The organism is Dysgonomonas sp. 37-18, assembly GCF_001899125.1.
Taxonomy (GTDB): Bacteria; Bacteroidota; Bacteroidia; order Bacteroidales; family Dysgonomonadaceae; genus Dysgonomonas.
Window position 1 is genome coordinate 125,842 of the sequence record NZ_MKVC01000003.1, and the last position, 26,470, is coordinate 152,311.

The 26,470-nt window shown below is 37.6% G+C and carries 23 protein-coding genes; 14 read left to right on the plus strand and 9 right to left on the minus strand.

Features of this window, described 5'->3' with window-relative positions:
* Positions 1-73: 73 nt before the first annotated feature.
* Positions 74-997 carry a TIGR01212 family radical SAM protein gene (locus BGO84_RS00640; protein ID WP_291026688.1) on the plus strand — a complete coding sequence of 308 codons (924 nt, stop codon included), beginning with the start codon at positions 74-76 and terminating at the stop codon, positions 995-997.
* Here BGO84_RS00640 and BGO84_RS00645 read toward each other — a convergent pair whose 3' ends face one another.
* Complete coding sequence (locus BGO84_RS00645) at positions 998-4,840, minus strand: hypothetical protein (protein WP_291026690.1); 3,843 nt, start codon at positions 4,838-4,840, stop codon at positions 998-1,000.
* A gap of 263 nt (positions 4,841-5,103) precedes the next feature.
* Complete coding sequence (gene coaBC, locus BGO84_RS00650) at positions 5,104-6,297, minus strand: bifunctional phosphopantothenoylcysteine decarboxylase/phosphopantothenate--cysteine ligase CoaBC (protein ID WP_291026692.1); 1,194 nt, start codon at positions 6,295-6,297, stop codon at positions 5,104-5,106.
* A gap of 239 nt (positions 6,298-6,536) precedes the next feature.
* Here coaBC and BGO84_RS00655 point away from each other — a divergent pair, with 239 nt between their 5' ends.
* The 10 genes from BGO84_RS00655 to thrC all read left to right on the plus strand — a co-directional run bounded on the left by BGO84_RS00655 (position 6,537) and on the right by thrC (position 16,357).
* Positions 6,537-7,898 (plus strand): MFS transporter, encoded by a 1,362-nt coding sequence (locus tag BGO84_RS00655; RefSeq protein WP_283685547.1) that lies wholly within the window; start codon positions 6,537-6,539, stop codon positions 7,896-7,898.
* Positions 7,899-7,972: 74 nt separating this feature from the next.
* The gene (locus tag BGO84_RS00660; protein ID WP_291026695.1) at positions 7,973-9,736 is read left to right on the plus strand and encodes a peptide MFS transporter; all 1,764 of its coding nucleotides are present in this window, start codon (positions 7,973-7,975) and stop codon (positions 9,734-9,736) included.
* Between the two features lie 6 nt (positions 9,737-9,742).
* Entirely contained in the window at positions 9,743-10,255 is a 513-nt protein-coding gene (locus BGO84_RS00665; protein ID WP_291026698.1) for a DNA-deoxyinosine glycosylase, read from the plus strand.
* Positions 10,256-10,307: 52 nt separating this feature from the next.
* Entirely contained in the window at positions 10,308-11,765 is a 1,458-nt protein-coding gene (gene rpoN / locus BGO84_RS00670) for an RNA polymerase factor sigma-54 (protein ID WP_291026701.1), read from the plus strand.
* On the plus strand, positions 11,762-12,493 hold the full coding sequence (locus BGO84_RS00675; protein WP_291026704.1) for a hypothetical protein: 732 nt from the start codon (positions 11,762-11,764) through the stop codon (positions 12,491-12,493). Before rpoN ends, BGO84_RS00675 begins: the two co-directional genes overlap by 4 nt.
* A gap of 25 nt (positions 12,494-12,518) precedes the next feature.
* Entirely contained in the window at positions 12,519-12,899 is a 381-nt protein-coding gene (gcvH, locus tag BGO84_RS00680) for a glycine cleavage system protein GcvH (protein ID WP_135105369.1), read from the plus strand.
* Positions 12,900-12,906: 7 nt separating this feature from the next.
* Positions 12,907-13,413 carry a 5-(carboxyamino)imidazole ribonucleotide mutase gene (gene purE / locus BGO84_RS00685; protein WP_006841632.1) on the plus strand — a complete coding sequence of 169 codons (507 nt, stop codon included), beginning with the start codon at positions 12,907-12,909 and terminating at the stop codon, positions 13,411-13,413.
* A gap of 165 nt (positions 13,414-13,578) precedes the next feature.
* Positions 13,579-14,184 (plus strand): SIS domain-containing protein, encoded by a 606-nt coding sequence (locus tag BGO84_RS00690; RefSeq protein ID WP_006841631.1) that lies wholly within the window; start codon positions 13,579-13,581, stop codon positions 14,182-14,184.
* A gap of 142 nt (positions 14,185-14,326) precedes the next feature.
* The gene (locus tag BGO84_RS00695) at positions 14,327-14,863 is read left to right on the plus strand and encodes a DUF4251 domain-containing protein (protein ID WP_135105367.1); all 537 of its coding nucleotides are present in this window, start codon (positions 14,327-14,329) and stop codon (positions 14,861-14,863) included.
* 195 nt (positions 14,864-15,058) lie between these two features.
* Positions 15,059-16,357 carry a threonine synthase gene (thrC, locus tag BGO84_RS00700; protein ID WP_291026707.1) on the plus strand — a complete coding sequence of 433 codons (1,299 nt, stop codon included), beginning with the start codon at positions 15,059-15,061 and terminating at the stop codon, positions 16,355-16,357.
* A 55-nt stretch (positions 16,358-16,412) separates the two neighbouring features.
* On the opposite strand, the gene BGO84_RS00705 is transcribed toward thrC, so the two are convergent.
* The 6 genes from BGO84_RS00705 to BGO84_RS00730 form a co-directional block, all read right to left on the minus strand.
* Positions 16,413-17,066 carry a porin family protein gene (locus BGO84_RS00705; RefSeq protein ID WP_291026710.1) on the minus strand — a complete coding sequence of 218 codons (654 nt, stop codon included), beginning with the start codon at positions 17,064-17,066 and terminating at the stop codon, positions 16,413-16,415.
* A 142-nt stretch (positions 17,067-17,208) separates the two neighbouring features.
* Positions 17,209-17,742 (minus strand): hypothetical protein, encoded by a 534-nt coding sequence (locus BGO84_RS00710; RefSeq protein WP_135105364.1) that lies wholly within the window; start codon positions 17,740-17,742, stop codon positions 17,209-17,211.
* Positions 17,743-17,872: 130 nt separating this feature from the next.
* Positions 17,873-18,640, minus strand: coding sequence for an acetylglutamate kinase (gene argB, locus BGO84_RS00715; RefSeq protein WP_291026714.1), 768 nt, complete (start codon positions 18,638-18,640; stop codon positions 17,873-17,875).
* Between the two features lie 226 nt (positions 18,641-18,866).
* Positions 18,867-19,136 carry a 30S ribosomal protein S15 gene (gene rpsO, locus BGO84_RS00720; protein ID WP_006841625.1) on the minus strand — a complete coding sequence of 90 codons (270 nt, stop codon included), beginning with the start codon at positions 19,134-19,136 and terminating at the stop codon, positions 18,867-18,869.
* A gap of 313 nt (positions 19,137-19,449) precedes the next feature.
* Positions 19,450-19,827 (minus strand): DUF3127 domain-containing protein, encoded by a 378-nt coding sequence (locus BGO84_RS00725; protein WP_135105361.1) that lies wholly within the window; start codon positions 19,825-19,827, stop codon positions 19,450-19,452.
* A gap of 63 nt (positions 19,828-19,890) precedes the next feature.
* Positions 19,891-21,021: an AI-2E family transporter gene (locus BGO84_RS00730; RefSeq protein WP_291026717.1), complete on the minus strand. Its 1,131-nt coding sequence runs from the start codon at positions 21,019-21,021 to the stop codon at positions 19,891-19,893.
* An 83-nt stretch (positions 21,022-21,104) separates the two neighbouring features.
* Between BGO84_RS00730 and dacB the strand changes: the two genes are divergently transcribed.
* On the plus strand, positions 21,105-22,550 hold the full coding sequence (gene dacB, locus BGO84_RS00735; RefSeq protein ID WP_291026720.1) for a D-alanyl-D-alanine carboxypeptidase/D-alanyl-D-alanine-endopeptidase: 1,446 nt from the start codon (positions 21,105-21,107) through the stop codon (positions 22,548-22,550).
* On the opposite strand, the gene BGO84_RS00740 is transcribed toward dacB, so the two are convergent.
* On the minus strand, positions 22,539-23,420 hold the full coding sequence (locus tag BGO84_RS00740; RefSeq protein ID WP_291026723.1) for a DMT family transporter: 882 nt from the start codon (positions 23,418-23,420) through the stop codon (positions 22,539-22,541). The genes dacB and BGO84_RS00740 overlap by 12 nt on opposite strands.
* 264 nt (positions 23,421-23,684) lie before the next feature.
* Here BGO84_RS00740 and BGO84_RS00745 point away from each other — a divergent pair, with 264 nt between their 5' ends.
* A complete protein-coding gene (locus BGO84_RS00745; protein WP_291026726.1) occupies positions 23,685-24,425 on the plus strand; it encodes a copper homeostasis protein CutC in 741 nt (246 codons plus the stop codon).
* Positions 24,426-24,528: 103 nt separating this feature from the next.
* Positions 24,529-26,403, plus strand: a complete 1,875-nt coding sequence (gene mnmG, locus BGO84_RS00750) for a tRNA uridine-5-carboxymethylaminomethyl(34) synthesis enzyme MnmG (protein WP_135105356.1) — start codon at positions 24,529-24,531, stop codon at positions 26,401-26,403.
* Positions 26,404-26,470 lie beyond the last annotated feature (67 nt).

The window sequence follows — 26,470 nt, forward strand, 5'->3', positions numbered from 1 at the left end:
TGGTTAAAATATGAGCTTTATAATAATTTCATTTCGCATATCATTACCTTTGCATCCAAAATAAAAAAGACGAATGGAAAATAAATTCTATAGAGAATTTGGAGAGCTTCTTACAAAACACTTCCCATATAAGGTTCAGAAAATATCGATAAATGCGGGATTTACTTGTCCAAACAGGGATGGGTCGAAAGCCGTAGGAGGATGTACATATTGCAACAACCAAAGCTTTAGCCCGGGGTATGGAGGAAAGCAACGCAGTGTTAGCGACCAACTCAGAGATGGCATTGCTTTCTTCTCTTACAAGTATCCTGAAATGAAATACCTCGCATACTTTCAGTCATACACAAATACCTATGATAGTATCGAGAAGCTGATTGAGCTGTATGAAGAGGCATTATCATATCCCAATGTTGTGGGGTTGATTATCGGCACACGCCCCGACTGCATGCCAGATGAGCTACTCGATTATTTCGCTGAGCTAAATAAAAGAACTTTCCTCATCATAGAATACGGCTTGGAATCAACGCTTGATTCCACTCTTGAATTTATCAATCGTGGACACACGCATCAGGAAAGTGAAGAGGCCATACTTAAAACAGCAGCAAAAGGGATATATACAGGAGCACATCTTATTCTTGGGCTACCTCATGAAAGCCGTGAGCAGGTACTGGCTCATGCTGACGTAGTAGCCAAGCTTCCACTGACAACTATAAAGCTTCACCAGCTACAACTGATAAAAGGCACAGTAATGTCAAGGCAATATCGGGAACATCCCGAATGGTTCAATCTGTTCGAAGTAGACGATTACATCGACCTATGTATCGACTTTGCCGAAAAGCTTAATCCCGACTTTATCATAGAGCGTTTCATTTCTCAATCGCCGAAACAATTACTGATAGCACCTGATTGGGGGTTGAAAAACTTCGAATTCACCGCCAAAGTATTGAAAAAGTTTGAGGAAAGAAAGACGTGGCAGGGACGGTTGTATCGTAAATAATTACTTTTTATCTTCTTTCTCTTTACTCTCCTTTTTTCCGGTAAAGAAATTCTTGACCTTTGAGAAAAACTGAGTTACTTTTTTCGCCATGTTTTGCTTTTGTTGCGAAACACCTACCGACTCAGCAAGAGCAGGCTGCAATATCTGCCAAAAGTAATTGAATGTGGAGTGATAAGGGTCACGATCGAGTGTTACATCAGCCACACGAGGCTTTGACCGCTTACTATTCGGATTATTAGATCTTACAAGAATATTGGCAATCCGTGACAAAAGCTTATTTTGCTCTTCAATTTCTATATCTTTGAATATGGTTAATTTAAGGTCATTATACCGAAACAGCATATTGGCTCTGGCATCTATACTGGAAGCCTCTGTCCTGAAATAGAAATCCTGCAATATACCACTCTGCAACTCAACTTTTGCTAAAGGGAGAAATACACCATTCAATCTCGTCATATCAAACTGCTGCATATTTGCCTCTAATACAAAACAATCATAATCAGCACTTACGGGAATATCCCAGCGAGCGGTAAAAGGACCTCCCATAAATTTACCATCTACATCTAAACGAATAAATTGCTGGGGGTAAGAAGCTATATTTGTCAAGCCGCTTATTTTACCATTCATATTGTCAAAGTGAATCTCAGCCGACATATTGCCGTTTCTTGGCAACTCTTCATACAGCACGGAGAAATTATTAACATTTGCCGAATCGATATCTAGCTGAACAGGCAGTTTCTGTATTTTTTCATAAATCAGCGGCATAATATTATGCTCTATCTTTATTTGCTGATTCTTAAGGTTCAACAAAACAACATCATCTATCTTTAGATGCTTAGCCTTTATCTTATTATCGGCAGTCAGTGCTGAATAATCGAGCCCTGAAAGCTGAAACTTACCCATTGTAAAATCGAACCAGTCTTTATGCTTCGGATGTTTGTATGCAAATTCAAATTTAGGATAAGTAGATTTCATCTTTACATCCGACACTTCCGCTATCTGACCTCTCTTATCTATATTGATATTGCCAAAACTAAGAGTATAGAATCCATCCATGATTGGAAAAGAAAGGTCTTTGGTATTAAAACGAATATCAGCGAGGTCAAATTTCTTCTTTTGGGTATCTAAAGTCAGACCACGAAGAAAGAGGCTAGTCTCGTTCAGCTTTTGCCTTTCTTCTTTGTTGTCTGTTTTAGAATTAGAGTAATTGAGATTGGCATCCGTAAGATTGAACTCTCCCACTGACAGATTATGAAGATAGGGTGCAATAAAAGAATAAATATCCTTTCGTGAAGAGACAGTTTGCGAATCTATATTCTGCTTTTCTATAGAGTGCTTGCGTATATCCAAAGTCGGTTTATAAAAATTGATAGCAGCCAAATCCAACGAAGAACCATCTTCCTTCATAATCCAGCTAAGGCCTGAAAAATCAAACTGTGCAATCTTGAAATCAAGCGTATCTGAAGGCCGATTCAGATTAACACTTGCATTCGAAACGACAAGTTTGCCTATATTAATGTTTCTACCGAGGATTTCAAGATCTATTTTACGACTTGCCTCTTTGTCTAACTTTTCTTTGTTGCTACTATTCGCATAATATACCTGTGGAGACTGCAACATTAACTCTGCGATATTCAAATTGTGATGAATATTCCATTTCAAAGAATCCAATTTAAACGCAGTCAATTCAGCTCTCAAACTATCTTCTTCTTTACCTATATAAGTAAAATTGGGGTCAGTTACAGACAAATTATCGACAGAAAGCTTCGTTAAAAAAGAAGACTTTTCCGGAGACAGGGCTTTCTTCTTATTATCACCTCCATCTATTTTTGTTTTCATGACCTTTATCTGAGGAGCTTCTACGAAGAAGTCTTTAACAGCAATTGTTTTACCTTTGAAGTAGTCAATATTATCAAATCCTGTAATCTGTATGAGAGGCGAAGCAATATCATAAACTACGGAAGCCTCTTTCCAAGATTTGGCTTGTGGAGTTAGCTTTATATTCTTCAACACCATTTCCCCCGTGCTGGTAGATACATCAGCAGCAGCTATTTGCAATTGATATTTCTTACCGAATAGGAGATTATCAAAATCCCTAAAGGAAAGACTTATATCTTCACTTGTAAATAAATAGGGTGAAGTCACCCGGGTCTCTTTACTGATAAGAAATTTGGATGCATGGAAATTCAGATCTTTCAGACGAAAGGTTTCATCGTCTTCCTTATTATGATATATCAGATTTGCATTCTTCAGGTTTATTCTTTTTACAGATAAGAAATCGGAATACGGTGTAAAAAAATCAAGGACATTTTCGGGTGAGACCTTCTTTTTATCTTTCGATTTACCTTTATTTTTTTCCGTTAATTTAAAATATTCAATATTAGGCGATTCAATATTAAGAAGCTCAGCAGAAACTCCTGCGGTATATTCGAGTCCATCAACACTTATAGACTTCACATCTCCGAACAAATAATCCTTCTTAGTATTGGTAGATAAAGGTTTGATCTTTATATCTGATATTTCAAACTTTTCAGTATTTGTATCTAAATACAAGCGTTTTACATTTAACTCAGAATTATTACTCCTTTGTGTTCCATTAATATTATCTGCTATCATCGTGAAGTTATCCACATACCAGAATTTCCTCAACTTTTCGGAAAGAGAATCTACAAGAAAATCATTGGCATGAAAATCAAACTTTCCCAGCGTATAAACATCCGTAATGTTATTTTGAGTATGTACATAATTAAATTTGGTTTCTTCTACACTTATCATATCTATAGATGTACGATAAAGAATAGGAGACAGTATTGTATATAAAGACCAAGGCTCATCTTGCAGACTCTTCTCTTCCACAGGGATAGAGTCGTCCGATGCTCCCTGTACGCTGTGATACTGTATATCTGTAGACCTGATATCGAAGGTACGGGCATGAAGGTGATTTAATCCTTTTCTCCTTTCAAATCCAACCCCTTTCACCTTCACCTCATCCACTGTAGCTTTTAGGTAATCTCCCGTTTTCTCAAGACGACGTGCCCAAAATTCATCTTTAGGATGAATATCCACACCGTCAATTTGAATAATGGAATCGATCGTACTCAGTTGAATATTCTTCGTATTAAGAATAATTTCGTCGCTATACAAAAGAGATTGCGGAGTACTTGCCGAGAACTCAAAATTATCGCACAACAGAAGCTTTCCCGATTCTGAAGAATTTTCATCCAACAAGAAATTAAATGCAAAAAAGTTAGCTTCCTTCAATCCGTAGACAACAGGTGATACAGAATCGACCACAGTATATGAAACATTCATATTGGTGAGGTTGATCCTACTTACTGCAAGTCGATTTATATAAGGAGATACAATTTGATATAGTGTTTGCGACTTTCTATTTTTATGCTGCTCATCGAGAGTATCTGTTGAATATGTAGGTTCAAAAACTTTTATATCCGGCGAATTTACCTCAAAGAGATTAAACTTCAACTTTTTATAATCTCGGCGCCAAGTCAGGTTAACACCTTTGAAGTGAATTTCTTCAACATTAATTTTATAATATACTTTGGGAAGGCTATCTCCCTGTTGCCATTGATCAAATACAAGAGAGTCGGGAACAAGTTGTAGACCGTATATAGAAAGCTCTCCCGAAAGAAACCCTACAGAGAGCTTCTCGAAGGAAAAGCGATAAAAACCATTTGTTGCATTTGATACTGCTTCCGCCAACGTTTTATTCAACTTGTCTTTAAGGCGATAAGTCATATACCAGTTCACAGAAAGGCCAAGCACAACAAGCAGAGCAAGTGCAAAGAGTGAAATTTTTAATATTTTGTGTCTACTTTTAGCCATCTCACACAAGTTGCAAATAAGAAAGTGACAATATCCGTATAAATGTATTCATTTTATATCAACATTTCTTGTCTCCAAGATATTAATTATGAAACACATATAAATATAGATTGTTCCTAAAAAGTGACAAAAGTGACACTTTTAAATACGTTTTTACATTGTCACTTTCTACTTAAAAAATTAAAAACAAAGGCTTTACATACTCTGTAAAGCCTTCTTATATTAGATAATTATATATCAAAAAAATAATGTGCGGAATAAGGTTATTGCATAGTGTGATCAATAATATCAGAGGCAACCTCGTATTTAGACTTTAATCCGAAATCTTTTCGCTCTCCATTTTTCTTCAAAATAGCAACTTTATTCGTATCATACTTAAATCCGGCTCCTGCGTCATTAAGCGAATTAAGTACGATATAGTCGAGATTTTTCTTTGCCATTTTTTTCAGAGCATTTGTCTCTTCGTCGTTTGTCTCCAAGGCAAAGCCTATCAACAATTGGTTTGCCTTCTTCATTTTGCCAAGCGATGCAGCAATATCTTTGTTAGGAACAAGAGAGATCGTCAATAAATCTTCTCCTCTCTTTACTTTTTGAGAATACTGTTCCGATGGACGAAAATCAGCCACGGCAGCGCAAAGAATAGCGGCATCCATTCCCGGAAATTCTTTTATCGAGGCATTATACATTTCCTCTGCCGACTCCACGTCAATTCTTTTTATATTGGGGTGATTTACTTTTAGTGAAACAGGGCCTGCAACCAAAACGACTTCTGCACCACGACGTGCACATTCTTCAGCCAAGGCAAAACCCATTTTACCCGATGAATAGTTCCCTATAAAACGTACAGGATCTATTTTTTCATAAGTCGGTCCGGCCGTTATCAGTATTTTTTTTTTTGAAAGAGTTTCTTGCTGATTGAAAAAGTCCTCAACAACAGATAATATTTTCTCAGGTTCTTCCATCCGTCCCTTGCCTATCAAATGGCTTGCTAACTCTCCGGCAGCAGGCTCAATAATAATATTGCCATAAGAGCGAAGAATCTCCAAATTGCGAGTAGTTGCAGGATGAGCAAACATATCCAAGTCCATAGCGGGTGCTATCATTACGGGTGCTTTCATCGACATATAGGTGGTGATAAGCATATTATCGGCAACGCCATTTGCCATCTTGCCAAGTGTAGAAGCAGTAGCCGGAGCAATAAGCATCAGATCGGCCCATTGTCCCAGATCAACATGACTATGCCATGTACCATCATTTGCCGTGAAAAACTCGCTAACGACAGGTTTACCTGTCAACGCGGATAATGTAACAGGAGTGATAAATTCTTTTCCTGCAGGTGTTATAACTATTTGCACTTCGGCTCCTGCTTTTATAAGCAAACGAGCAAGCGAAGCAGCCTTATATGCTGCAATGCTACCGGTTATACCCAATACAATATGTTTATCCTTTAAGGTCATATCCTTCGTTTTATTTTTAGAAACAAAGATACATTTTTTGGATAATAAGTAGCCCATTACGAAAGATAAGTTGCACCCTCCCTCCTTTTCGCACCTTGTGTAAGTACTAAAAGGCTGACTTGCTAACTAGTTTTAACCTATGTTTTTTAGCAGATTGCCACTTTATTATAATTCTTTTCGATACTTTTGCACAAAAAAAATCAAAAACCGAATATTTATTACTCAAAAATCAATTAATTATGACCGAAATACTAAGGCAAAAATTGAGTGACTCCAAAGCAGCCCGATGGACCGTATTGGGAGTTGTTGCTCTCACTATGTTTTGTGGCTATTTCATTACTGACGTTATGGCTCCATTGAAACCAATGCTTGAAAGCCAGCTAGGATGGGATAGTTCTGACTACGGATTTTTCACCAGTGCATACGGATGGTTCAATGTGTTTTTGCTTATGCTCATTTTCGGAGGTATTATTCTCGATAAAATGGGAGTGCGTTTTACCGGTCTGGGAGCATGCATACTAATGGTTGTTGGCTGTGCCCTGAAATACTACGCAGTAGCTTATGGAAAAACTTTCGAGGGTTCTATCTTCGGGATTAGCTCCCAGGTTATGGTGGCAAGTATTGGATTTGCAATATTTGGCATGGGAGTCGAAATCGCCGGTATTACTGTCACTAAAATAATTGTGAGATGGTTTAAAGGCTATGAAATGGCTCTGGCAATGGGTCTGCAAGTATCGGTTGCACGTATAGGGACAACTTTGGCTTTATCGGGAGCTATACCTATTGCTAAATATTTCAATAGTATTTCTGCACCTATCTTATTCGGACTTGTTTTACTTTGTATCGGATTAATCGCATTTCTCGTATTCAGCGTAATGGACAGAAAGCTGGATGCTTCAATTGCTCAGACAAGCGAAAGTCAGGAAGATCCTTTCAAAGCATCAGATATTCTGTATATTGTAAAAAACAGAGGCTTCTGGTTAATCGCATTATTATGTGTACTCTTCTACTCGGCAGTATTTCCATTCCTGAAGTATGCTGTTGACCTTATGATAAACAAGTACAACGTGGAGCCTGAATTTGCAGGAAACATTCCGGCAATACTTCCACTTGGAGCAATATTCTTAACTCCGTTCTTTGGAGGTGTATATGACAAAAAAGGAAAAGGCGCATCTATAATGATGATAGGCGCTATTTTGCTTATCGTTGTCCATTTCTTATTTGCTATTCCATTCCTTAATGTATGGTGGTTTGCAACAGCCTTGATGGTATTGTTAGGTATTGCATTTTCACTTGTGCCTTCAGCTATGTGGCCTTCTGTACCTAAAATAATTCCTGAAAATAAATTGGGTACAGCTTATGCGTTGATTTTCTGGGTACAAAATTGGGGATTAATGGGTGTTCCTTACCTGATCGGAAAAGTATTAGAAAAGTATTGTGTTACAGGACAGCGACCTGATGGAAGTTTCACATACGACTATACCCTACCCATGATAATATTCACCTCCTTTGGGATATTGGCACTTATAGTCGCCATATTACTCAAACGAGAGGATAAGGCAAAGGGCTACGGGCTTGAATTACCAAACATAAAGAAATAAAGAATTAGACCCGGATAAACAAAAATCCGGGTCTATTCATTTTAATAATAATCATTTTTAATTTTAGACTATCCATGAATTCTGAGACAGAATTAGCCGCTTCACCCAAAGGGCATCCTAAAGGTATCTATCTCATATTTGCCACCGAAATGTGGGAGCGCTTCAGCTATTACGGCATGCGGGCATTGTTTTCTCTATATATGCTCAAAGCATTATTGTTCGACAAAGCATATAGCGGGCAGATATACGGAAGTTATACAGGGCTTGTTTATCTCACACCCCTCATTGGAGGCTATATCGCCGACCGCTATTGGGGCAACAGACGCTCTATAATCGTAGGGGCTTCGCTGATGGCTATCGGACAATTTTTATTGTTTCTATCGGGCAGCTTCCTCGAGAGTATAGACATAGCCACCATGTTAATGTTCTCGGGATTGGGATTCCTCATCTTAGGCAACGGCTTTTTTAAACCAAATATGTCTTCGATGGTTGGGCAACTATACGAGGCCGGAGATAGTCGCAAAGATTCGGCATATACGATATTCTATATGGGAGTAAATGTAGGCTCGTTCTTTGCACCATTAGTTTGCGGTTTCTTCGGTGATACGGGACATCCGTCCGACTTCAAATGGGGTTTTCTTGCAGGATGTATAGGCATGCTTTTAGGTATCGTAGTTTTCATCTTTTTCAAAAATAAATATCTGGTAACTCCATCAGGAGAGGCCATCGGGGTGATCCCAAACAACAAAGACCTACTGAAGACAAAAGTAAAAGAATCTGACATCTCTGAAACAAAAAACAAAAAAGGGAATGCGAGACAGATAATAATCTGGGGGATGGTGTGGATTTTATTATTCTTCCTGCTTTATTCTGTTCTCGAAACAGATATTATCGGAGCTATCATTTTCTCTATAGCTGTCGCAGCACCCGGATATATTATTTCAGACTCTTCACTTACAAAAATAGAACAGTCACGTATCTGGGTAATCTATATCATCGCATTTTTCGTAATTTTCTTCTGGGCTGCCTTCGAACAGGCAGGAGCATCTCTTACCTATTTTGCCGAAGAACAGACCGAAAGACATATTCAACTATTCAACTGGACTGTTCCTACATCCTACTTTCAGGCAATAAATGCTCTTTCCATCATTGTTTTTGCTCCTGTGTTTGTGTTTTTATGGACAAAGCTGGGCAAACGAGGAAAAGAACCGGCATCGCCTATTAAGCAGGCTATCGGCTTATTTCTATTAGCATTAGGATATTTGATTATCGCATTTGGAGTAAAAGGGCTCGCTCCGGGAGTAAAAGTAAGTATGCTATGGCTTATCAGCCTCTATGTGATACATACCTTCGGAGAGTTATGCTTATCGCCAATAGGATTATCAATGGTAAACAAGCTGGCTCCACTCCGATTTGCTTCGCTACTTATGGCTGTTTGGTATTTGAGTACGGCTGCAGCGAATAAGTTTGCAGGGACATTAAGCAGTTATTATCCTGAGCCAATTATCGAGCTTTCGTTGGTACAATCGGTAGAAAAAGAAAATTCATTAACTTTATTACCTGAAGATTTTAAGGAGTTGGTAACTCAAAAAGACGGGACAGCGGTTATTCCATTCGATCGAATAACATTTTCTAAAATAGAAAATCAGAATCTGAAAACTGAAGTACAACGAAATTTGGAAAAGCAACAACTGGAAAATCCAAAAACATTCATAGGCTATCAGATATCAAATCTTTACGACTTCTTCATGTTATTCGTATTCATGGCAGGAGCAGCGTCAGTTATTCTTTTCTTCCTCTCCAGAAGATTGCTGAAAATGATGCATGGCATAAAATAATGAGGTATGAGAAAAATTGCATTTGACCCTATCGTAAATAAAGAGTGCAAGGTATTGATTCTTGGAACAATGCCGAGCGAGGAATCTCTACGCAAACAAGAAAGATACGGACACAAAAGCAATCAGTTTTGGAAAATAATTTTCACCCTCTTCGGAGAAGAATTACCGGATAGCTACAAAGAAAAAAGCGATTTCCTGATAAAGAAGAATATAGCAATATGGGATGTCCTCGAATCGTGTGAAGGAAAGGGAAGCTTAGACAGCAGCATCAAAAATGAAAAGCCTAACAATTTCAAGAAATTTTTCAAAGAATATCCTCAAATCGAACACATATTTTTCACCAGTAAAAAAGCGGAAGAATTTTACAAAAAATATGTAGGTTTCGATACAAAAAAGAAATTCATCACCCTACCCTCTCCCAGTTCGGCGAATGCAAGAATGACTTTGGATAAGAAAATAGAAAAATGGAAAATATTGGCAGAGATTGTGAATTCTTACTATATAGAAAACTATCGATAATGTAATATTGTTTTTATTATTATCTTTGTTTTAATAGAATTCAGTAGTATTTATGGCTCTAAAACAACAATTACAGCTCAAACAACAGCAGAAGCTTTCGCCTATGCAGATGCAGGTTATAAAACTAACCGAATTGCCTGTACTTGAATTGGAAGAACGAATAAAACAGGAGCTCGAAGAAAATCCTGCGTTGGAAGAAGGGCTCGAACCCAACGATAACTCCGAATATGACGATGAATATGGTTCGGAGGACGATACAAATATCTCGCAGGAAGACCTCACGCTAGGCGACTACATGAACGAAGACGAAATCCCTGATTACCAACTCCGCGACAACAACAGACAAGGAGTAGGAAAACAAGAAGAAATTCCGTTTTCAGTAGCAGCATCTCTACATGAATACCTTATCGAACAACTTGGAGAATGCGAATTGAACGATGAAAACCAAAAGGTAGCAGAATATATTATCGGCAACATTGACGAAAGCGGCTATCTCGACCGCTCTTTATCGGCAATCTCGGATGACCTTATTTTTCAGCAAAATATAGATATCCCCGTTTCAAGGCTGGAAGAGATACTTAAAGTGATTCAAGACTTTGAACCTGCGGGAATTGCTGCACGCAACCTGCAAGAGTGCTTGCTGCTACAGCTGGGAAGAAAAGAAAAATCAGAGATTGTAGATTATGCAATAAATATCATAACCAACCTTTTCGATGAATTTACCAAAAGGCATTATGATAAGATAATCAGACAACTGAATATAGACGAAGAGATACTCAAAGAAGTGATTCAGGAAATCACAACCCTGAACCCCAAGCCGGGAAATAATTGGGGCGATTCATTGTCTATTACTCTCAGCACGATTGTACCCGATTTTACGATAGACTCGTATGGAGGAGAACTATTTCTGAGTTTGAATAACCGAAATATACCCGATCTGAGAGTCAGCCGCGAATATTCTGAACTTTTCAAAGGTTTTTCGGACAACAAAGAAAGTATGTCTGTCGACAGTAAGAATACAGTATTGTTTGTAAAGCAAAAGCTAGACTCAGCCCGTTGGTTCATTGACGCCATCAAACAGCGACAAGATACTCTACAACGGACTATGCAAGCAATAATGGATATGCAATATGACTTCTTCCTTACGGGAGACGAATCGCAGCTGAAACCCATGATACTAAAAGATGTTGCGCAGCGAACCGGCTATGACATATCTACAATCTCTCGGGTTAGTAACAGCAAGTACGTGCAAACAAGCTTTGGAATATACCCGTTGAAGTATTTCTTTTCGGAGTCTATGCAAACCGACACAGGAGAGGAAATTTCTTCCCGCGAGGTAAAAGCAATTCTAAAGGAATGTATCGAAAATGAGGATAAAAAGAAACCTTTGACAGACGATAAGCTATCAGAAATATTAAACGAACGAGGATACATCATAGCACGCCGTACTGTAGCAAAATATAGGGAACAGATGAATCTGCCTGTCGCCCGACTAAGAAAAGAAATATGAAAGAAGAAAAGGAGTACACGTTAGTTGAAGAAAATAACCATATAGAGCAGAGAGCATCTATTATATACAATCCACCACAAGAGAAAGAGCCTATTCTACCACAAATAATTTCGTTTGTGCTGAATCCTGTTTTCATGGTTATATACAGTGTGGCTATTATCTTTTTATCTACTGATTTTACATTCCTTTTTGCCAATCAGTTTATAAGATTCATGACTCCTGTAATCTTTTTCTCGTGCATTATTCCGGTTTCGGGTATTTACTTTCTGCGATTGACACATGTTATCAAGGATTATCATCTGGACAACAGGAGCGAGTGGATTTTACCTCTCAGTGTATTCTTCCTCTCTTATGCCCTTTTGTTCTATTATTTCTTCTCTGCCAAATTGTATATCTGGTTCCTTGCGGTTATCCTTACTCCTTTAATATTGCTGGTTATATATGCTATTATTTCACGATTTTGGAAGATAAGCGCGTATATGATGGCTATAGGAGGAATGGTTGGTTGCATCTTGTCAGTTTGCTACAATATAAAAGGACTCAACCTACCTGTTTTATTCATGATTTTGTTTATCTTAGCAGGGTGTTTAGGGGTATCGCGTCTGATGCTCAACAGAAGTACTCCGGCACAGGTATATGTGGGTTTTCTGGTCGGATCGGTTGTTTCCTATCTGTGGGTATATATCGGCACATACTGGAGTTTGATTTTGTTTCTGAGAAACTTATAATATATAAACTAAAAATAAAAGAATTATGAACTTTCCTGAGAATTTGAAGTATTCCAAAGACCACGAATGGATAAAAGTAGAAGGCGACACTGCCCTTGTAGGTATCACCGAATTTGCTCAGAGTGAGTTGGGCGAAATCGTATATGTTGATGTAACCAGCGAAGGTGAAACTATAGAACAAAACGGTGTATTCGGAAGTGTAGAAGCTGTGAAAACAGTCTCTGACCTTTTGATGCCTGTATCCGGAGAAGTTTTGGAGGTAAATGCTGAATTGGAAGAAAAACCCGAACTAATAAATGAAGATCCATACGGAAAAGGATGGATTATTAAAATAGCGGTAAGCGATGCTTCTGAATTAGATACATTGCTTTCTGCTTCTGATTACAAAAACCTAATTGGTAAATAATTAAAAAATGAAACCTGTTATAAGTATAATTATGGGAAGTACATCAGACCTTCCCGTAATGGAAAAAGCAGCAAAGTTTTTTGACGAGATGGAAGTTCCATTCGAGATCAACGCTTTGTCTGCACACCGTACTCCCGAACGTGTAGAAGCTTTCGCTAAGGGAGCAAAAGAGAGAGGTATAAAAGTAATTATCGCTGCTGCCGGTATGGCTGCCCATTTACCCGGGGTGATTGCATCTATGACACCGATTCCCGTAATCGGAGTTCCTATCGATGCTTCGCTAGATGGTATGGATGCGTTGCTGGCTATCGTACAAATGCCTCCGGGAATACCGGTTGCTACTGTAGGTATAAATGGCTCATTAAATGCGGGAATTCTTGCATTGCAGATGATTGCCACAGGAGACGAAGCTTTGTATAATAAGCTGGTTGCTTACAAAGAAAATCTGAAAGGAAAAATTGAAAAGGCAAACGAAGACTTGTCAAAAATTCAGTTTAAATTCAAGACAAACTAAGATACCCTTTCTTGGATTCTTTCCGGTAAGTAAAAACATAGAGAAGAAAGCATGGATAGTATCCATGCTTTCTTATTTTAAATTGTAAGATTGGGCTTATAATCAGCCTGAGCACTTATTGTAAAAAGTCGGGATAATATTGTATCTTTGGCAAAAAAAATTTAAATGGATACAAACGAAATACGCTCTATTTTAGAACATGAGTCTTCTGCCATATTGAATATTCCTATCAGCGATGCATATAGTAGAGCCATAGACCTTATTGTAGAACAAGTTAATCAGAAAAAAGGCAAGCTTGTAACAAGCGGCATGGGCAAAGCCGGACAGATAGCGCAGAATATTGCCACGACATTCAGTTCGACCGGAACACCGGCTGTATTTCTACATCCAAGCGAGGCTCAACATGGAGATTTAGGTATCCTACAAGAAAATGATATTGTATTAGCTATCTCCAACTCGGGGAAGACAAGAGAAATAATTGAGCTTATTACATTGGCAAAAGATCTGATTCCGGGCATAAAATTTATTGTCATAACCAGTGATTCGGAAAGTCTGCTTGCTCAGAAAGCAGACGTATTTATTCACACAGGACGCCCTGAGGAGGTCTGCACACTAGGTTTAACGCCAACTACCTCAACGACAGTAATGACCGTTATAGGAGATATCCTTGTAGTGGGAACCATGAAAAGAATAGGGTTTACGAAGGTTGACTATGCAAAACGTCATCATGGCGGGTATTTAGGTCAGAAGTCGAGAGAAGACTGCAAATAAAAATCGACAGAAATAAACAGATCATTCTATATTAATAACTTAGGCAATAATCCTAAATTAATATAGATTGGGAGTGATTATTTCAAAAAGACAAAACTTAATTTTATTCTATAGCGTTATATAATTATTATAAAGAAATGCTATGAGAAAAATTGTATTTATCTTAGTTACAAGCATGTTGTTTTTCACAGGGTGTAAAACACAGCAGGATCCTGCACAAAAGGCAGCAGCAGACAGTGAAAGAGCTTATTGGGGAGAAAAAGCAATCCAGGCTTTAAATGAGAGGAAATTTGTATTAGAGGCAGACAGAATTGACTTTAAACATGGAAATTTTGCCTATGTAACACCTAATACCAATTTCATATCCATGAATGGAGACAAAGCAACTATCCAAATGGCATTCAACTCACCGTATGCAGGTCCAAATGGAATAGGTGGAATTACTGTAGATGGAAGGGTTTCGAGCGTAAAGATGGAGACCGATAAGAAAGGAGTTGTTACATTCAGCATGATGGTGCAGGGCATAGGAGTGTCAGCGAATGTCTTCATCAGAATATATAAAGGAGACAATAAATGTGATGCGGTAGTAACCCCTAATTTCAACAGTAATAGAATAAGTTTCCGCGGAAGCCTTTATCAGGAAGAAGATTCGAATGTATTTAAGGGACGTGCGTTATAAGACAGGTTCGAGCTATTCTATACTAACCCTTTTAAGAAAATAGATAAAGAAAGAATAAGAAGAAGCAGTGATTAGTCACTGCTTTTTTTATGAATACAAATTAACCTATTTATAGTCCTTTTACAAATAAAAAAATCTTTTAATTGATTCTTTCCTTTCATTTTATTACTTTCGCCTTTCATTAACCTGATGAATATGAAATATTACAGCACAAATAAACTTGCTCCTGATGTCAGTTTACAGGAAGCGGTAGTAAAAGGTTTGGCCCCCGATAAAGGGCTCTATATGCCTGAAAAAATAAAAATATTGCCGCAATCTTTTTACGATAATATTGGCAATATGAGCTTTCAGGAAATAGCGTATACCGTAGCCGATGCATTTTTTGGCGAAGATATAGAGGCCGAAACGTTGAAAGAAATAGTATATGACACGCTAAGCTTCGATACACCAGTTGTACATGTAAATGATAATATATACAGCCTCGAGCTATTTCATGGCCCTACCCTCGCTTTCAAAGATGTAGGAGGTCGATTTATGGCTCGCCTGCTAGGATATTTTATCAAAAAACAAGGACAAAAGGATGTAAAAGTTCTTGTTGCCACATCCGGAGATACGGGCAGTGCGGTTGCAAACGGATTCTTAAGCGTTGACGGAATACATGTATATGTACTGTATCCCAAAGGAAAAGTAAGTGCGATACAAGAAAGTCAGTTTACCACACTGGGACAAAACATAACAGCCATTGAGATAGATGGCACTTTCGATGACTGTCAGGCTCTGGTTAAAACTGCTTTTTTAGACGATGAATTAAATAAAAAGCTAAATCTCACATCTGCTAATTCGATCAATGTTGCTCGCTTCCTTCCGCAAGCGTTCTATTATTTCAATGCTTACGCTCAGCTGAAGAAGCAAGGAAAGGCTGACAATATCGTTTTTTGCGTCCCTAGCGGCAATTTTGGCAATATTACGGCAGGACTTATAGCCAAACGCATGGGATTGCCTGTAAGGCGATTTATTGCGGCAAATAACAGTAATGATATTTTCTATGAATATCTACAAACAGGAAAATATAATCCTCGCCCATCTGTACAGACTATCGCAAATGCAATGGATGTAGGCGATCCCAGTAACTTTGTACGTGTACTTGATCTTTACGAACATTCTTGGGACAAGATAAAAAAAGAAATTACCGGGGAATGGTATGATGATGATACAATCAGGAAAGTGGTGAAAGACACATACGAAAAAACAGGCTATCTCCTCGATCCTCACGGGGCATGTGGATATTCAGCACTAGAAGACTCACTTGCAGCTGACGAAACGGGCGTTTTTTTAGAAACGGCTCATCCTGCAAAATTTCTGGAAACGGTAGAAGCCATTATCGAGAAATCGGTTGCCATACCGGAAAAATTGCAAGCCTTTATGAAAGGTGAAAAGAAAAGCATCAGTATGGGAAAAACATTTGAAGAGTTAAAAGAATATCTATTGAAATAAAAAGAATAAGCCCGATTTTATCGGGCTTATTTGTGTATATAATGGGTATAGTTTATTAAAACTTGTATCCAAGAGAAATACCCACATTCATATTTTTCACTGATACGCTGCTAGCATCCAATTTACCCAAATCTTCAAGATCAATCATTCCAAAATCAGCAATATTTACTAAGCCGAAATCACAATTAAGCCCTGCATTAAACTGACCGAACTCAGCACCAACGCCAAAACCTAATCCGAAATCAAATCTTTTCATTTTTAGACCTGCCGCTTCTGCTTCATCACCAAAAACCCCTACACTATCTTCTACTCCTTTCACTTTCCATTTACCATCTGCAGCATAAGCTATATATGGTCCTGCATGAAAAACAATACGCGTGCCGTTTGCTACAGTTAGTTTATATCCCGCATGAACAGGCAATTGTAGATAAGACAAGTTCATTTTTAGATTAGTATCCTCATTTACTTTCGCACCCTTTGATGTAAACTCCAAGCCGGTAAGTAAATAAAGATCGTTAGTTAAAGCGAAGTCCAGTGTTACCCCGGCATTAAATCCAATCTTTGCTTTTGTATCTTCAAAGTCTCCGCTGAAGTTAGAAATATTCATTCCGGCCTTTACACCAAAAGTCAAGGGTTTGTCTTGAGCACTTACTCCGATAGTAAGCAAAATTGCAGCCACAATCAAGGTCGTTCTTACGATCATTTTCATAAGTTAATTAAGTTAAGTTTGTAAATTAAATAAGATCAAAACAAATATACTCTTTTTTAATATACCCTGCTATTGTAACAAAAACAAAAGTCTCACATTATGTGAGACTTTTATTGTATAATTATTTTTGATTATCCAATCCTTAGAATAGGAATTTAACACCAACCTGTAAATCACCGACTTTCCTGTCTGTCAAAGAATTGAATGGATTTGCACCTATATTCCAATCTGTAGATCCATCAGAATCAATAACATTAAGACCAAAAATTGAAAATGATGTTTCGAATGTCAACCAAGATGTCACGACAATATCGATACCTGGAGAAACTTGCAAACCATAACTATTTACACCATCAGAAAACATCAATGGGGCGGCAACTTGTCCAAACAGATAAACGGGACCTGTTATATTCCAATATTTACGAACCAATGGCTTTGCAACAAAAGCATCACTTGTTTCTCCATCTTCTTTTACACTTAGGTAGCCGGCTCCTATACCAACAGCTACACTAGGAGAAACAAAGGTTCCAATAACAGGTAGAATCATTGTTGATTTAACATCATTAACATCTGAATAAGAGATTTCTCCACCCGCAAACCAAGTCCCTTTAAGCCCTTGCGCACTAATACTCACACTGAATACTGCCAAAACAGCAACTAGTAATAATTTTTTCATAGTAATGAAAGTTTAAGAATGACTAAATAATTTAACTCTATTTTAGTTTAATATAGTATTACAGATGTAAATATAATTAATTTTTCTTAAAAAAAGGATATTCTATGAAAAATATCTGCTTTACTGAGTATTAGCAAATTCGTGTACCCGTATTTTCTCCAAATTCGGATGCACTTGTAATAATCACTTCTTTCACTCCTTTTTCTATCGCCTGAAAGGCATTTTCTAATTTGGGGATCATCCCTCCTTGTACAATTCCATCTTTAACCAATTGCTCAAACATAGCTTTATTTATATCAGGAATCACACTCTCATCATCATTTTCATTCATGAGTACACCCTTCTTTTCGAAGCAATAAATAAGGGTTACATCAAACTTAAGAGCCAAAGCCTTCGCTGCTTCTCCGGCTATAGTATCAGCATTGGTATTTAGTATATTTCCTTCTTTATCGTGAGTCAGCGGGGCAAGAATAGGCACTATTCCTTGCTGAATAAGCGAAGACAATGTTTCAGCATTTACCTCTTTCACATCACCAACAAAGCCATAATCAACCTCTTTCACCGGTCGTTTTTCTGATCGTATGATGTTCATATCAGCACCGGTAAGACCTAAAGCATTTACTCCTAGAGCTTGCAGCCCGGCAACAATATTTTTATTTACAAGGCCTCCGTATACCATTGTTACAATCTCTAATGTATCTCGATCAGTTACACGCCTTCCATTTACCATGCGGCTCTCTATACCTAGCTTCTCCGCCAGTTTGGTAGCAGAACGCCCTCCCCCATGCACAAGGATTTTGTAACCTTCTATCAGAGAAAAATCTTTCAATAACTGACGTAAAGATTGTTCTTCTTCTACAATTTTACCTCCAACTTTTATAATCGTAAGCTTATCCATTTCAATTAAATAATTTATGCTGTTCAACCTTTATTCCCAAAAAGGTGACAAAAGTGACACTTTTTGTCCCTTATTTTAGGTGTTACTTTTTATACCGATTACAGAACGTATTACAATATTAGATATTTTTTCATCAAAATAATAGAGAAAATTCGTCCAGAGCACACAAAAATAAAAAGAGATTGAATCGGATGAAACAATCTCTTTAAAATTTCGCTGGAAAGAATTACTTTCTGATACCTAGTTCTTTGATTATCGCACGATATCTTTCAATATCATTTGCAGTAAGATAATCAAGTAAACGACGACGTTTACCTACAAGGCGTTTAAGTGATCTCTCTGTGTTATAGTCCTTCTTATTTGACTTCAAGTGTTCAGTCAAATGCGAAATACGGTATGAAAACAATGCTATCTGAGCCTCTGGTGAGCCAGTATCAGTGTTAGACTTTCCGTACTTTGCGAAGAGTTCTTGCTTTTTAGCTGAATCTAAATACATAGTAATTATTTAATTATTTATAAACGAGGTGCAAAGATATGATTTATTTTTTGACAGACAAAGAATTAGCTTTATCTTTTTATTATTATTTTTTAATAAAAACTTGATATTCAATACTCCTTATTTTTGAAGTTCTGAATTAATGAAAATTATCCTTTACTCGCAAGTTCCTATTTAAAAAAAATGATAAGTCAAATACAATCAAACGAATAGGGGTATTATAATAATATAGACAAAAATGTGTAAAAGACTTATCCAAAATGGATAACAAGCTTTTACACACTTAAATTATATATATTCTATATTTCTCTACTTAGAATGGCAGGTCGTCACCATCGCCACCGCTACTAAAATCTACAGGTGTAGAAGGAGCCGATTGTTGGGGTGCAGCACCGTATCCAGCCTGAGGAGCTTCGGGAGCACCTGCTCCTGCCGGATCAACCTTCCATGCACGCAGGTCTGTATACCAGTTACCATTATATTCGCGGCTTTCTATATCGAACGATACATCGAGAATATTGCCAACCTGTAAAACAGACTCGTTAATTTTATCACCCCACAATGTAACACATACTTTTTTAGGGTACATTCCGTCTGTTTCCAGTATTATACTCTGTTTTCTCCACTCTCCGTTCTTACCCATACCCGTTTGTACAGGCATCACTTGAATCAATTTCGCTGTTAATTGCATTATAGTTAGTTTCTTTTATATTTTTCAAATTGGAGCATAAAAGTACAAAAAAATCCGCATCTATCAAGTTTCATCCGTAGGGATATTGTGCTTTGCATTCTCTTCTGCCTGTATCCTTTCGGCGGAAGCTATAAATTCTTTATAGTATGACAAAAGTAAAGTTGTAAGAGGTATTGCGATAATCATTCCCACGATACCGAGTAATGATCCCCACACCGAAAGTGAAAGAAGAATGATCGCAGGATTCAATCCCATCGCCTTACCCATTATGCGAGGCACAAGGAACAAGTCCATGATACATTGAACAATAATATATATAAGTGCGACTAGTCCGAGCATCATCCAAAAGCTATCGTTTGTTTGTGATGCCCGCAACCAGCAAAGCAATATTGCCGGAGGGAAGGTGATAACCTGCAAATATGGAATCATGTGTACAAGCCCAACAATAATACCAAACATAATAGCCAACGGTAATCCGATAAGCTGAAATCCCGTAGCATACAGAATAGCAAGAATCACACAGATAAAGGCCTGATGTCTGAAGTATTTATTCATGCTGGTCTCCACATCCAAAGTAATGCGATTTACGACAGGACGATATTTGGGAGGAATGAGGTATCTCCACAGTTCATTTATTTTATCATAATCGAGAAGAATAAATATTAAATACAACAGGACGATAAAAACGACAGTAAGACCAACTAAGAAAGAAATAGTATTGGAGAATATCGCTTCAACAGCAGGGCTCAGGTATTGAACAATTTCTATCAAGTTGTCTCTGGATAAACTATCTTGTATTTCTTTAAAATCTACATAACGTGAAAATATATCTGCAATACTCATAGGAATACCATCATGGCTGATAGAAGACAAATCATAAGTAGCGATAAGACCATTTATTTGCCATATTTCATTCTCTATAAGCGGAACTAATATAAAGCCCAATAGAGTAATAAATCCGGCAACGGAAAGAAGCGTTAGAACAACAGCCAAAGAGTGAGCCAACCTTAACCTTTTTTGGTAGAATCGAACCAAAGGATTTAGCATATACGCCAATAGCCATGCAATAAAAAAGGGTAGCAAAACATCCTTCAAAATATACAGAAAATATAAAGCTCCCCCTATTGCAATAACACTAATGAGCATACGGATGGTCCTGTCGAATGTAAAAGGTTTTTCAAAAGGCTGGTTCATAATCTGTTTAGCTTCTTAATTATTTTATTTATATATCTTTACAAAGATATTTATTTTTCTAATTTAATTTCAGCATTTTGCTCATGAAGAATTTGAAAATCCGGTATTTATTAATATTCTTTGTTCTAGCACATTACACTTTGTCAGCCCAAACAAGAGAACAAAGCCTACAACAATTTTTAAATAACAAAGGTTTAAAACACGCTTCTGTTGGAATTTGCGTAAAAGATTTTTCGGGAAAAGAAATAATATCAAACGATCCGGATAAAGCTTATACTCCGGCATCGATACTCAAAGTGGTAACTACGGCCAGCGCACTCGAAGTATTCGGACCTAACTATAGATATAAAACAACATTGGCAAAGGATAAAAAGAATAAAAATGGTTTGCTCATTCATGGATATGGAGATCCTACCTTAGGAACAGAATTTTTGGATAATACTCCTTCCATATTTCTTTCTCAGTGGATAGACAAAATAAAAGAAAACTTTCATTCCAACGACAAAATCGATATCACCGTTATAGATGATCATTTTGGATATGACGGTATTTCGGAGCAATGGACATATCAGGATATGGGAAATTATTATGCTTCAGGATCATACGGAATAAGTATCTTCGACAATACATATAAACTTTACTTCAATACGCTAAATGCGGATACCTGCCCCCTGATTGTAAAAACTGAACCGGAAATAAACATCGATTTCCAAAATAGACTCAAGCTGAATAATAATGATGCAGATAACGGATACATACATGGGTCTCCGATGTCAAATAAAAGGCTTCTAACAGGAGATATCCCCGCAGGAAAGGCATCATTCAGCATAAAGGGAGATATCCCCAATCCGGGGCTCTATTTAGGTCAGGCAATAAGCAAACTATTGCAGGAAAACAAATATGAAGTGGGTACGGTGAATACTACCTATGAAAAATATTTTAGTAAGAAGTATCAGAAAGAAAAGAAATATTTCGATGAAAAGGTATTCTATACACACCTCTCATTCCCTATGAAAGACATTATAAAAGATACTAATGTAAGAAGTAATAACCATTATGCTGAACACCTGATACGCACAATAGGACGAGATAAAAACAAAGATATTTATTATTCGGCTCTCGATTCAGGGATAGAAGGAGTAAACGATCTGTGGAAAAGCAAAGGATTAGATACAGAGGCACTAATAATGTACGATGGAAGCGGATTATCTCCGGCTAATGCTGTAAGCCCCAGCTTGATGTGTGACCTTCTCGTTTATATGCAGACAAAAAGCAAATATGCTGATGCCTTCTTAGAATCTCTGCCAAAAGCAGGAAAAGACGGGACAGTAAGAAATAGATTGAAAGGCACCTCATTAGAAGGGAAAATATCCATGAAAAGCGGGAGTATCGGAGGAGTGCAATGCTTTGCGGGTTATTACATAAACGGAGACGAAAAGTATGCATTTACAATTATGGTAAATAAATTTACGGGATCACGCAGCGAGATAGTAAAAGCAATAGACGCCCTTTTATTATCAATCTTCTAAGGATTTTTCCTTGCTTGTAACTATTACCAATGTAACAGCACCTATTACAAGAGCGAGCCCGAAGAAACTATTCCACCCGAATGGTTCTCCAAAATGTAATATGCCAACTAAAGTAGCCACTACAGGCTCCATCGATCCGAGTATGGAGGTAATGGTAGATCCGGCATACTTAACAGCCGAAACCAAAGCCAATCCCGAAAGAACGGTCGCAAATAAGGCCAATCCTATCAGATTAAACCACGACATGGCATCCGGGACAATTTCTATACCTGTGGTAGAATATGAAAACACAGAGAAAATAAATGCTCCAAAAAGCATCACATAAAAAGTAAACACCTCCGGATCAAGGCTTTTTATACTATTTCTGTTTAAGCTGACAATATAAGCTGAATATGTAAAAACAGTCATTAATACAGACAAAAGCCCCCTGGTATTAATAAATCCTGTATCGCTCCAACACAACAAAGCAACTCCAACTAAAGCCAAGACGGCTGCAAGCAATAAGTTACGAGATAATTTCTCTTTATAAAACATGATCATCATGCACGCAACTACCACAGGATAAAGGAAATGGATAGTAGTAGCAACTCCGCTGGAGATAAAATTATAAGAGTAAATTAAACCCATCGATGTCATCGTATAAAGCAACCCCAAGAATAACAGCTGAGTAGCCAATTTAGGAGAGATTCTAAAGTTTCTTTTCCGAATAAGACATACAATGCCCAGAAAAGCTGCCGCCAACAAACTCCGATAAAACAATATAGAAGGAATATGCATCCCTGATTTTAACAAGGGAATAGAGAAAAATGCTATCAGCCCGAAGGTTCCGGATGATATCAACGCTAATGCAATTCCTTTTGATTTACTCATTATATTTTCAGTGCGAAAGTCAGCAAAGTTAATATTTCATTTTCATTGTTATTATATTTTATATAACACTCCATCACAAATACACTTATTTAGCTAGTTATAAGATAATTGCGAATACAAATTCAAAAAAATTATAATAATTAAGACAATTAAGCATCACATAACCAAAGCATCTGAATATTTGTTTAAATAATAAATTATTCTTTATATTTGGAACTTCAAAAAGAAAAAATAGAATAATCAACTAATAATAAGAAAGTTACAATGAATATAGTAGCCGAAGTTTGTGCAAATTCAGCACAATCAGCAATCGAAGCTCAAAAAGGAGGAGCTGTTCGGGTAGAATTATGTGATAATCTCGAAGAAGGAGGAACAACCCCTGCTCTTTCGCAAATAGAATTCACACGGAAAAATTTGAATATACAGGTGAATGTAATTATACGTCCACGCGGAGGTGATTTTTTATATAATGATCTCGAGTTTGAAATGATGAAAAGAGACATCCATCATTGCGGACAAGCTAAATGTGACGGAGTAGTTTTTGGGATCTTGAATACTGATGGAACCATAGACAAAGTAAGAAATAAAGAACTGGTTGAGATTGCTCACCAATATGGCATGAGCACTACTTTCCATCGAGCATTCGACAGATGCTCTGATTTGAATAAATCTCTCGAAGATATTATCGAACTGGGATGCGATAGAATACTTACCTCCGGCGGAAAGAAAACAGCCCCTGAAGGAAAAGATATTTTAAAGCAATTAATAGAAAAAGCAAACAACCGTATCATCATTATGCCGGGTGGAGGGATTACAGAAAATAACATCGCAGATCTTGCAAAAGAAACAGGATTGAAAGAGTTCCACGGTTCTTTCAGGAGTCGATATACAGGAGAAATGCAATACCAATCTCCCACCTTCGACAACTTCAACGAAGAGTATTCGATATTACTATCAGATGCTGAAAAAATAAAATTAGCAATAGAAAATGCCAACAAAGCATAAAGAATATTGTTAATTTATATTGTACTGTAAACTAGCACATAAAAAAGAAAACAAAAAGTACTAACTTTGCAGTGCAAATAATTATTATCCCCTTTTAAATAAGATGAATTTCAAATATGATATAATTGTCGTTGGGGCAGGTCATGCAGGCTGCGAAGCAGCCGCAGCGGCAGCCAATATGGGCTCGAAGACTTTGCTCATAACAATGGACATGAATAAGATTGCTCAAATGAGCTGTAACCCTGCAGTAGGGGGAATAGCAAAAGGACAAATCGTTCGAGAGATCGATGCGCTTGGAGGGCAAATGGGTATCGTCACAGACAAGACAGCAATACAGTTTCGCATGCTTAATAAATCGAAAGGGCCGGCAATGTGGAGCCCGAGAGCTCAGAGTGACAGAGCCAGATTTATTATGAAGTGGAGAGAGATTATTGAAAACACCGATAATCTTTTTATTTGGCAAGACACTGTCACTTCACTCATCATTCAAGACAAAACAATAACAGGAGTAAAAACGGCGATGGGTGTGGAATTCTCGGCCAAAGCGGTAGTTCTTACCAACGGAACGTTCTTGAATGGGTTAATGCATATTGGCAAAACACAGCTCGGAGGAGGACGTGTTTCTGAACCCGCTTCATTCGGAATCACCGAACAATTGAGGGATTTTGGGTTCACCACCGACAGGATGAAAACAGGAACCCCTGCCCGCATAGACGGAAGAAGCGTTGATTTTAGCCTGATGGACGAGCAAAAAGGAGATGATGACTTCCACAAGTTCTCATACCTTGATTATGCGCCACGCACACTGAAACAACTTAGCTGCTGGATAACGTATACAAACGATGATACCCATTCGACATTACGCGATGGATTGGATGATTCTCCACTATACAACGGGCAGATAAAAAGTATCGGACCACGTTACTGTCCAAGTATAGAAACAAAGATAGTTACTTTCGAAGAGAAAACATCTCACCAACTATTTCTCGAACCGGAAGGAGAAAGCACACAAGAATACTACTTAAATGGGTTCTCATCCTCTCTCCCACTCCATACCCAAATTGAGGCTTTACAGAAAATACCGGCCTTCAGAAATATACATATATATAGACCCGGATATGCAATAGAATACGATTTCTTCGACCCTACTCAATTAAAACATACGTTGGAAACGAAGCTCGTTAAGAACCTCTTTTTTGCCGGTCAAATCAATGGAACTACAGGTTACGAAGAAGCGGGAGGACAAGGATTAATAGCCGGAATAAATGCGCATATCAATACGCATGGAGGCAACGAATTTGTCTTAAAAAGAGATGAAGCATATATAGGTGTACTGATAGATGACCTTGTAACAAAAGGCGTAGACGAACCTTATAGGATGTTTACATCAAGGGCAGAGTATAGAATTCTTCTTCGTCAAGACGATGCTGATGTACGCCTAACAGAAAAAGGATACAACATAGGTCTGGCAAAACAAGAAAGAATTGCTCTATTAAATGAGAAAAAAGAAGAGGTTCAAAAGATAATAAACTTCGTGGCTAATTACTCCCTGAAACCGGAATACATCAACGAAGGATTATCCAACCTGGGAACCAACCCTCTTAAGCAAGGCATGAAGCTAAAAGATGTAATCACACGTCCACAAATCACAATAAAAAGCATCGCAGAATACATCCCTGCCTTCAAAGCAGAACTTGATAAAATCCCGAACAGAAAGGAAGAAATAATCGAAGCAGCGGAGATCATAATCAAATATGACGGCTATATAAAACGTGAACAAACGATAGCAGAAAAGATAACACGACTGGAAAACATTCGAATCAAAGACAAGTTTGATTACGAAAACATCTCTTCCCTATCAACAGAAGCACGACAAAAATTATCAAAAATAAACCCAGAAACAATTGCTCAAGCAAGCAGAATCCCCGGCGTTTCACCCAACGACATATCTATTCTTCTTGTGCTACTAGGCAGATAAATGAACATGTTTCACGTGGAACGTATGCTAAAATAAAAATTGTTCCACGTGAAACACGACTAATACT

Coding starts and splice junctions, on each gene's coding strand:
- BGO84_RS00740 (WP_291026723.1), bottom strand. CDS start 23,420: ATGAGTAAATCAAAAGGAATTGCATTAGCGTTGATATCATCCGGAACC.
- argB (WP_291026714.1), bottom strand. CDS start 18,640: ATGGATAAGCTTACGATTATAAAAGTTGGAGGTAAAATTGTAGAAGAA.
- BGO84_RS00640 (WP_291026688.1), top strand. CDS start 74: ATGGAAAATAAATTCTATAGAGAATTTGGAGAGCTTCTTACAAAACAC.
- rpsO (WP_006841625.1), bottom strand. CDS start 19,136: ATGTATTTAGATTCAGCTAAAAAGCAAGAACTCTTCGCAAAGTACGGA.
- BGO84_RS00690 (WP_006841631.1), top strand. CDS start 13,579: ATGGATACAAACGAAATACGCTCTATTTTAGAACATGAGTCTTCTGCC.
- BGO84_RS00655 (WP_283685547.1), top strand. CDS start 6,537: ATGACCGAAATACTAAGGCAAAAATTGAGTGACTCCAAAGCAGCCCGA.
- thrC (WP_291026707.1), top strand. CDS start 15,059: ATGAAATATTACAGCACAAATAAACTTGCTCCTGATGTCAGTTTACAG.
- mnmG (WP_135105356.1), top strand. CDS start 24,529: ATGAATTTCAAATATGATATAATTGTCGTTGGGGCAGGTCATGCAGGC.
- BGO84_RS00710 (WP_135105364.1), bottom strand. CDS start 17,742: ATGAAAAAATTATTACTAGTTGCTGTTTTGGCAGTATTCAGTGTGAGT.
- BGO84_RS00705 (WP_291026710.1), bottom strand. CDS start 17,066: ATGAAAATGATCGTAAGAACGACCTTGATTGTGGCTGCAATTTTGCTT.
- BGO84_RS00725 (WP_135105361.1), bottom strand. CDS start 19,827: ATGCAATTAACAGCGAAATTGATTCAAGTGATGCCTGTACAAACGGGT.
- BGO84_RS00745 (WP_291026726.1), top strand. CDS start 23,685: ATGAATATAGTAGCCGAAGTTTGTGCAAATTCAGCACAATCAGCAATC.
- BGO84_RS00660 (WP_291026695.1), top strand. CDS start 7,973: ATGAATTCTGAGACAGAATTAGCCGCTTCACCCAAAGGGCATCCTAAA.
- BGO84_RS00730 (WP_291026717.1), bottom strand. CDS start 21,021: ATGAACCAGCCTTTTGAAAAACCTTTTACATTCGACAGGACCATCCGT.
- BGO84_RS00675 (WP_291026704.1), top strand. CDS start 11,762: ATGAAAGAAGAAAAGGAGTACACGTTAGTTGAAGAAAATAACCATATA.
- dacB (WP_291026720.1), top strand. CDS start 21,105: ATGAAGAATTTGAAAATCCGGTATTTATTAATATTCTTTGTTCTAGCA.
- coaBC (WP_291026692.1), bottom strand. CDS start 6,297: ATGACCTTAAAGGATAAACATATTGTATTGGGTATAACCGGTAGCATT.
- purE (WP_006841632.1), top strand. CDS start 12,907: ATGAAACCTGTTATAAGTATAATTATGGGAAGTACATCAGACCTTCCC.
- BGO84_RS00665 (WP_291026698.1), top strand. CDS start 9,743: ATGAGAAAAATTGCATTTGACCCTATCGTAAATAAAGAGTGCAAGGTA.
- BGO84_RS00645 (WP_291026690.1), bottom strand. CDS start 4,840: ATGGCTAAAAGTAGACACAAAATATTAAAAATTTCACTCTTTGCACTT.
- gcvH (WP_135105369.1), top strand. CDS start 12,519: ATGAACTTTCCTGAGAATTTGAAGTATTCCAAAGACCACGAATGGATA.
- rpoN (WP_291026701.1), top strand. CDS start 10,308: ATGGCTCTAAAACAACAATTACAGCTCAAACAACAGCAGAAGCTTTCG.
- BGO84_RS00695 (WP_135105367.1), top strand. CDS start 14,327: ATGAGAAAAATTGTATTTATCTTAGTTACAAGCATGTTGTTTTTCACA.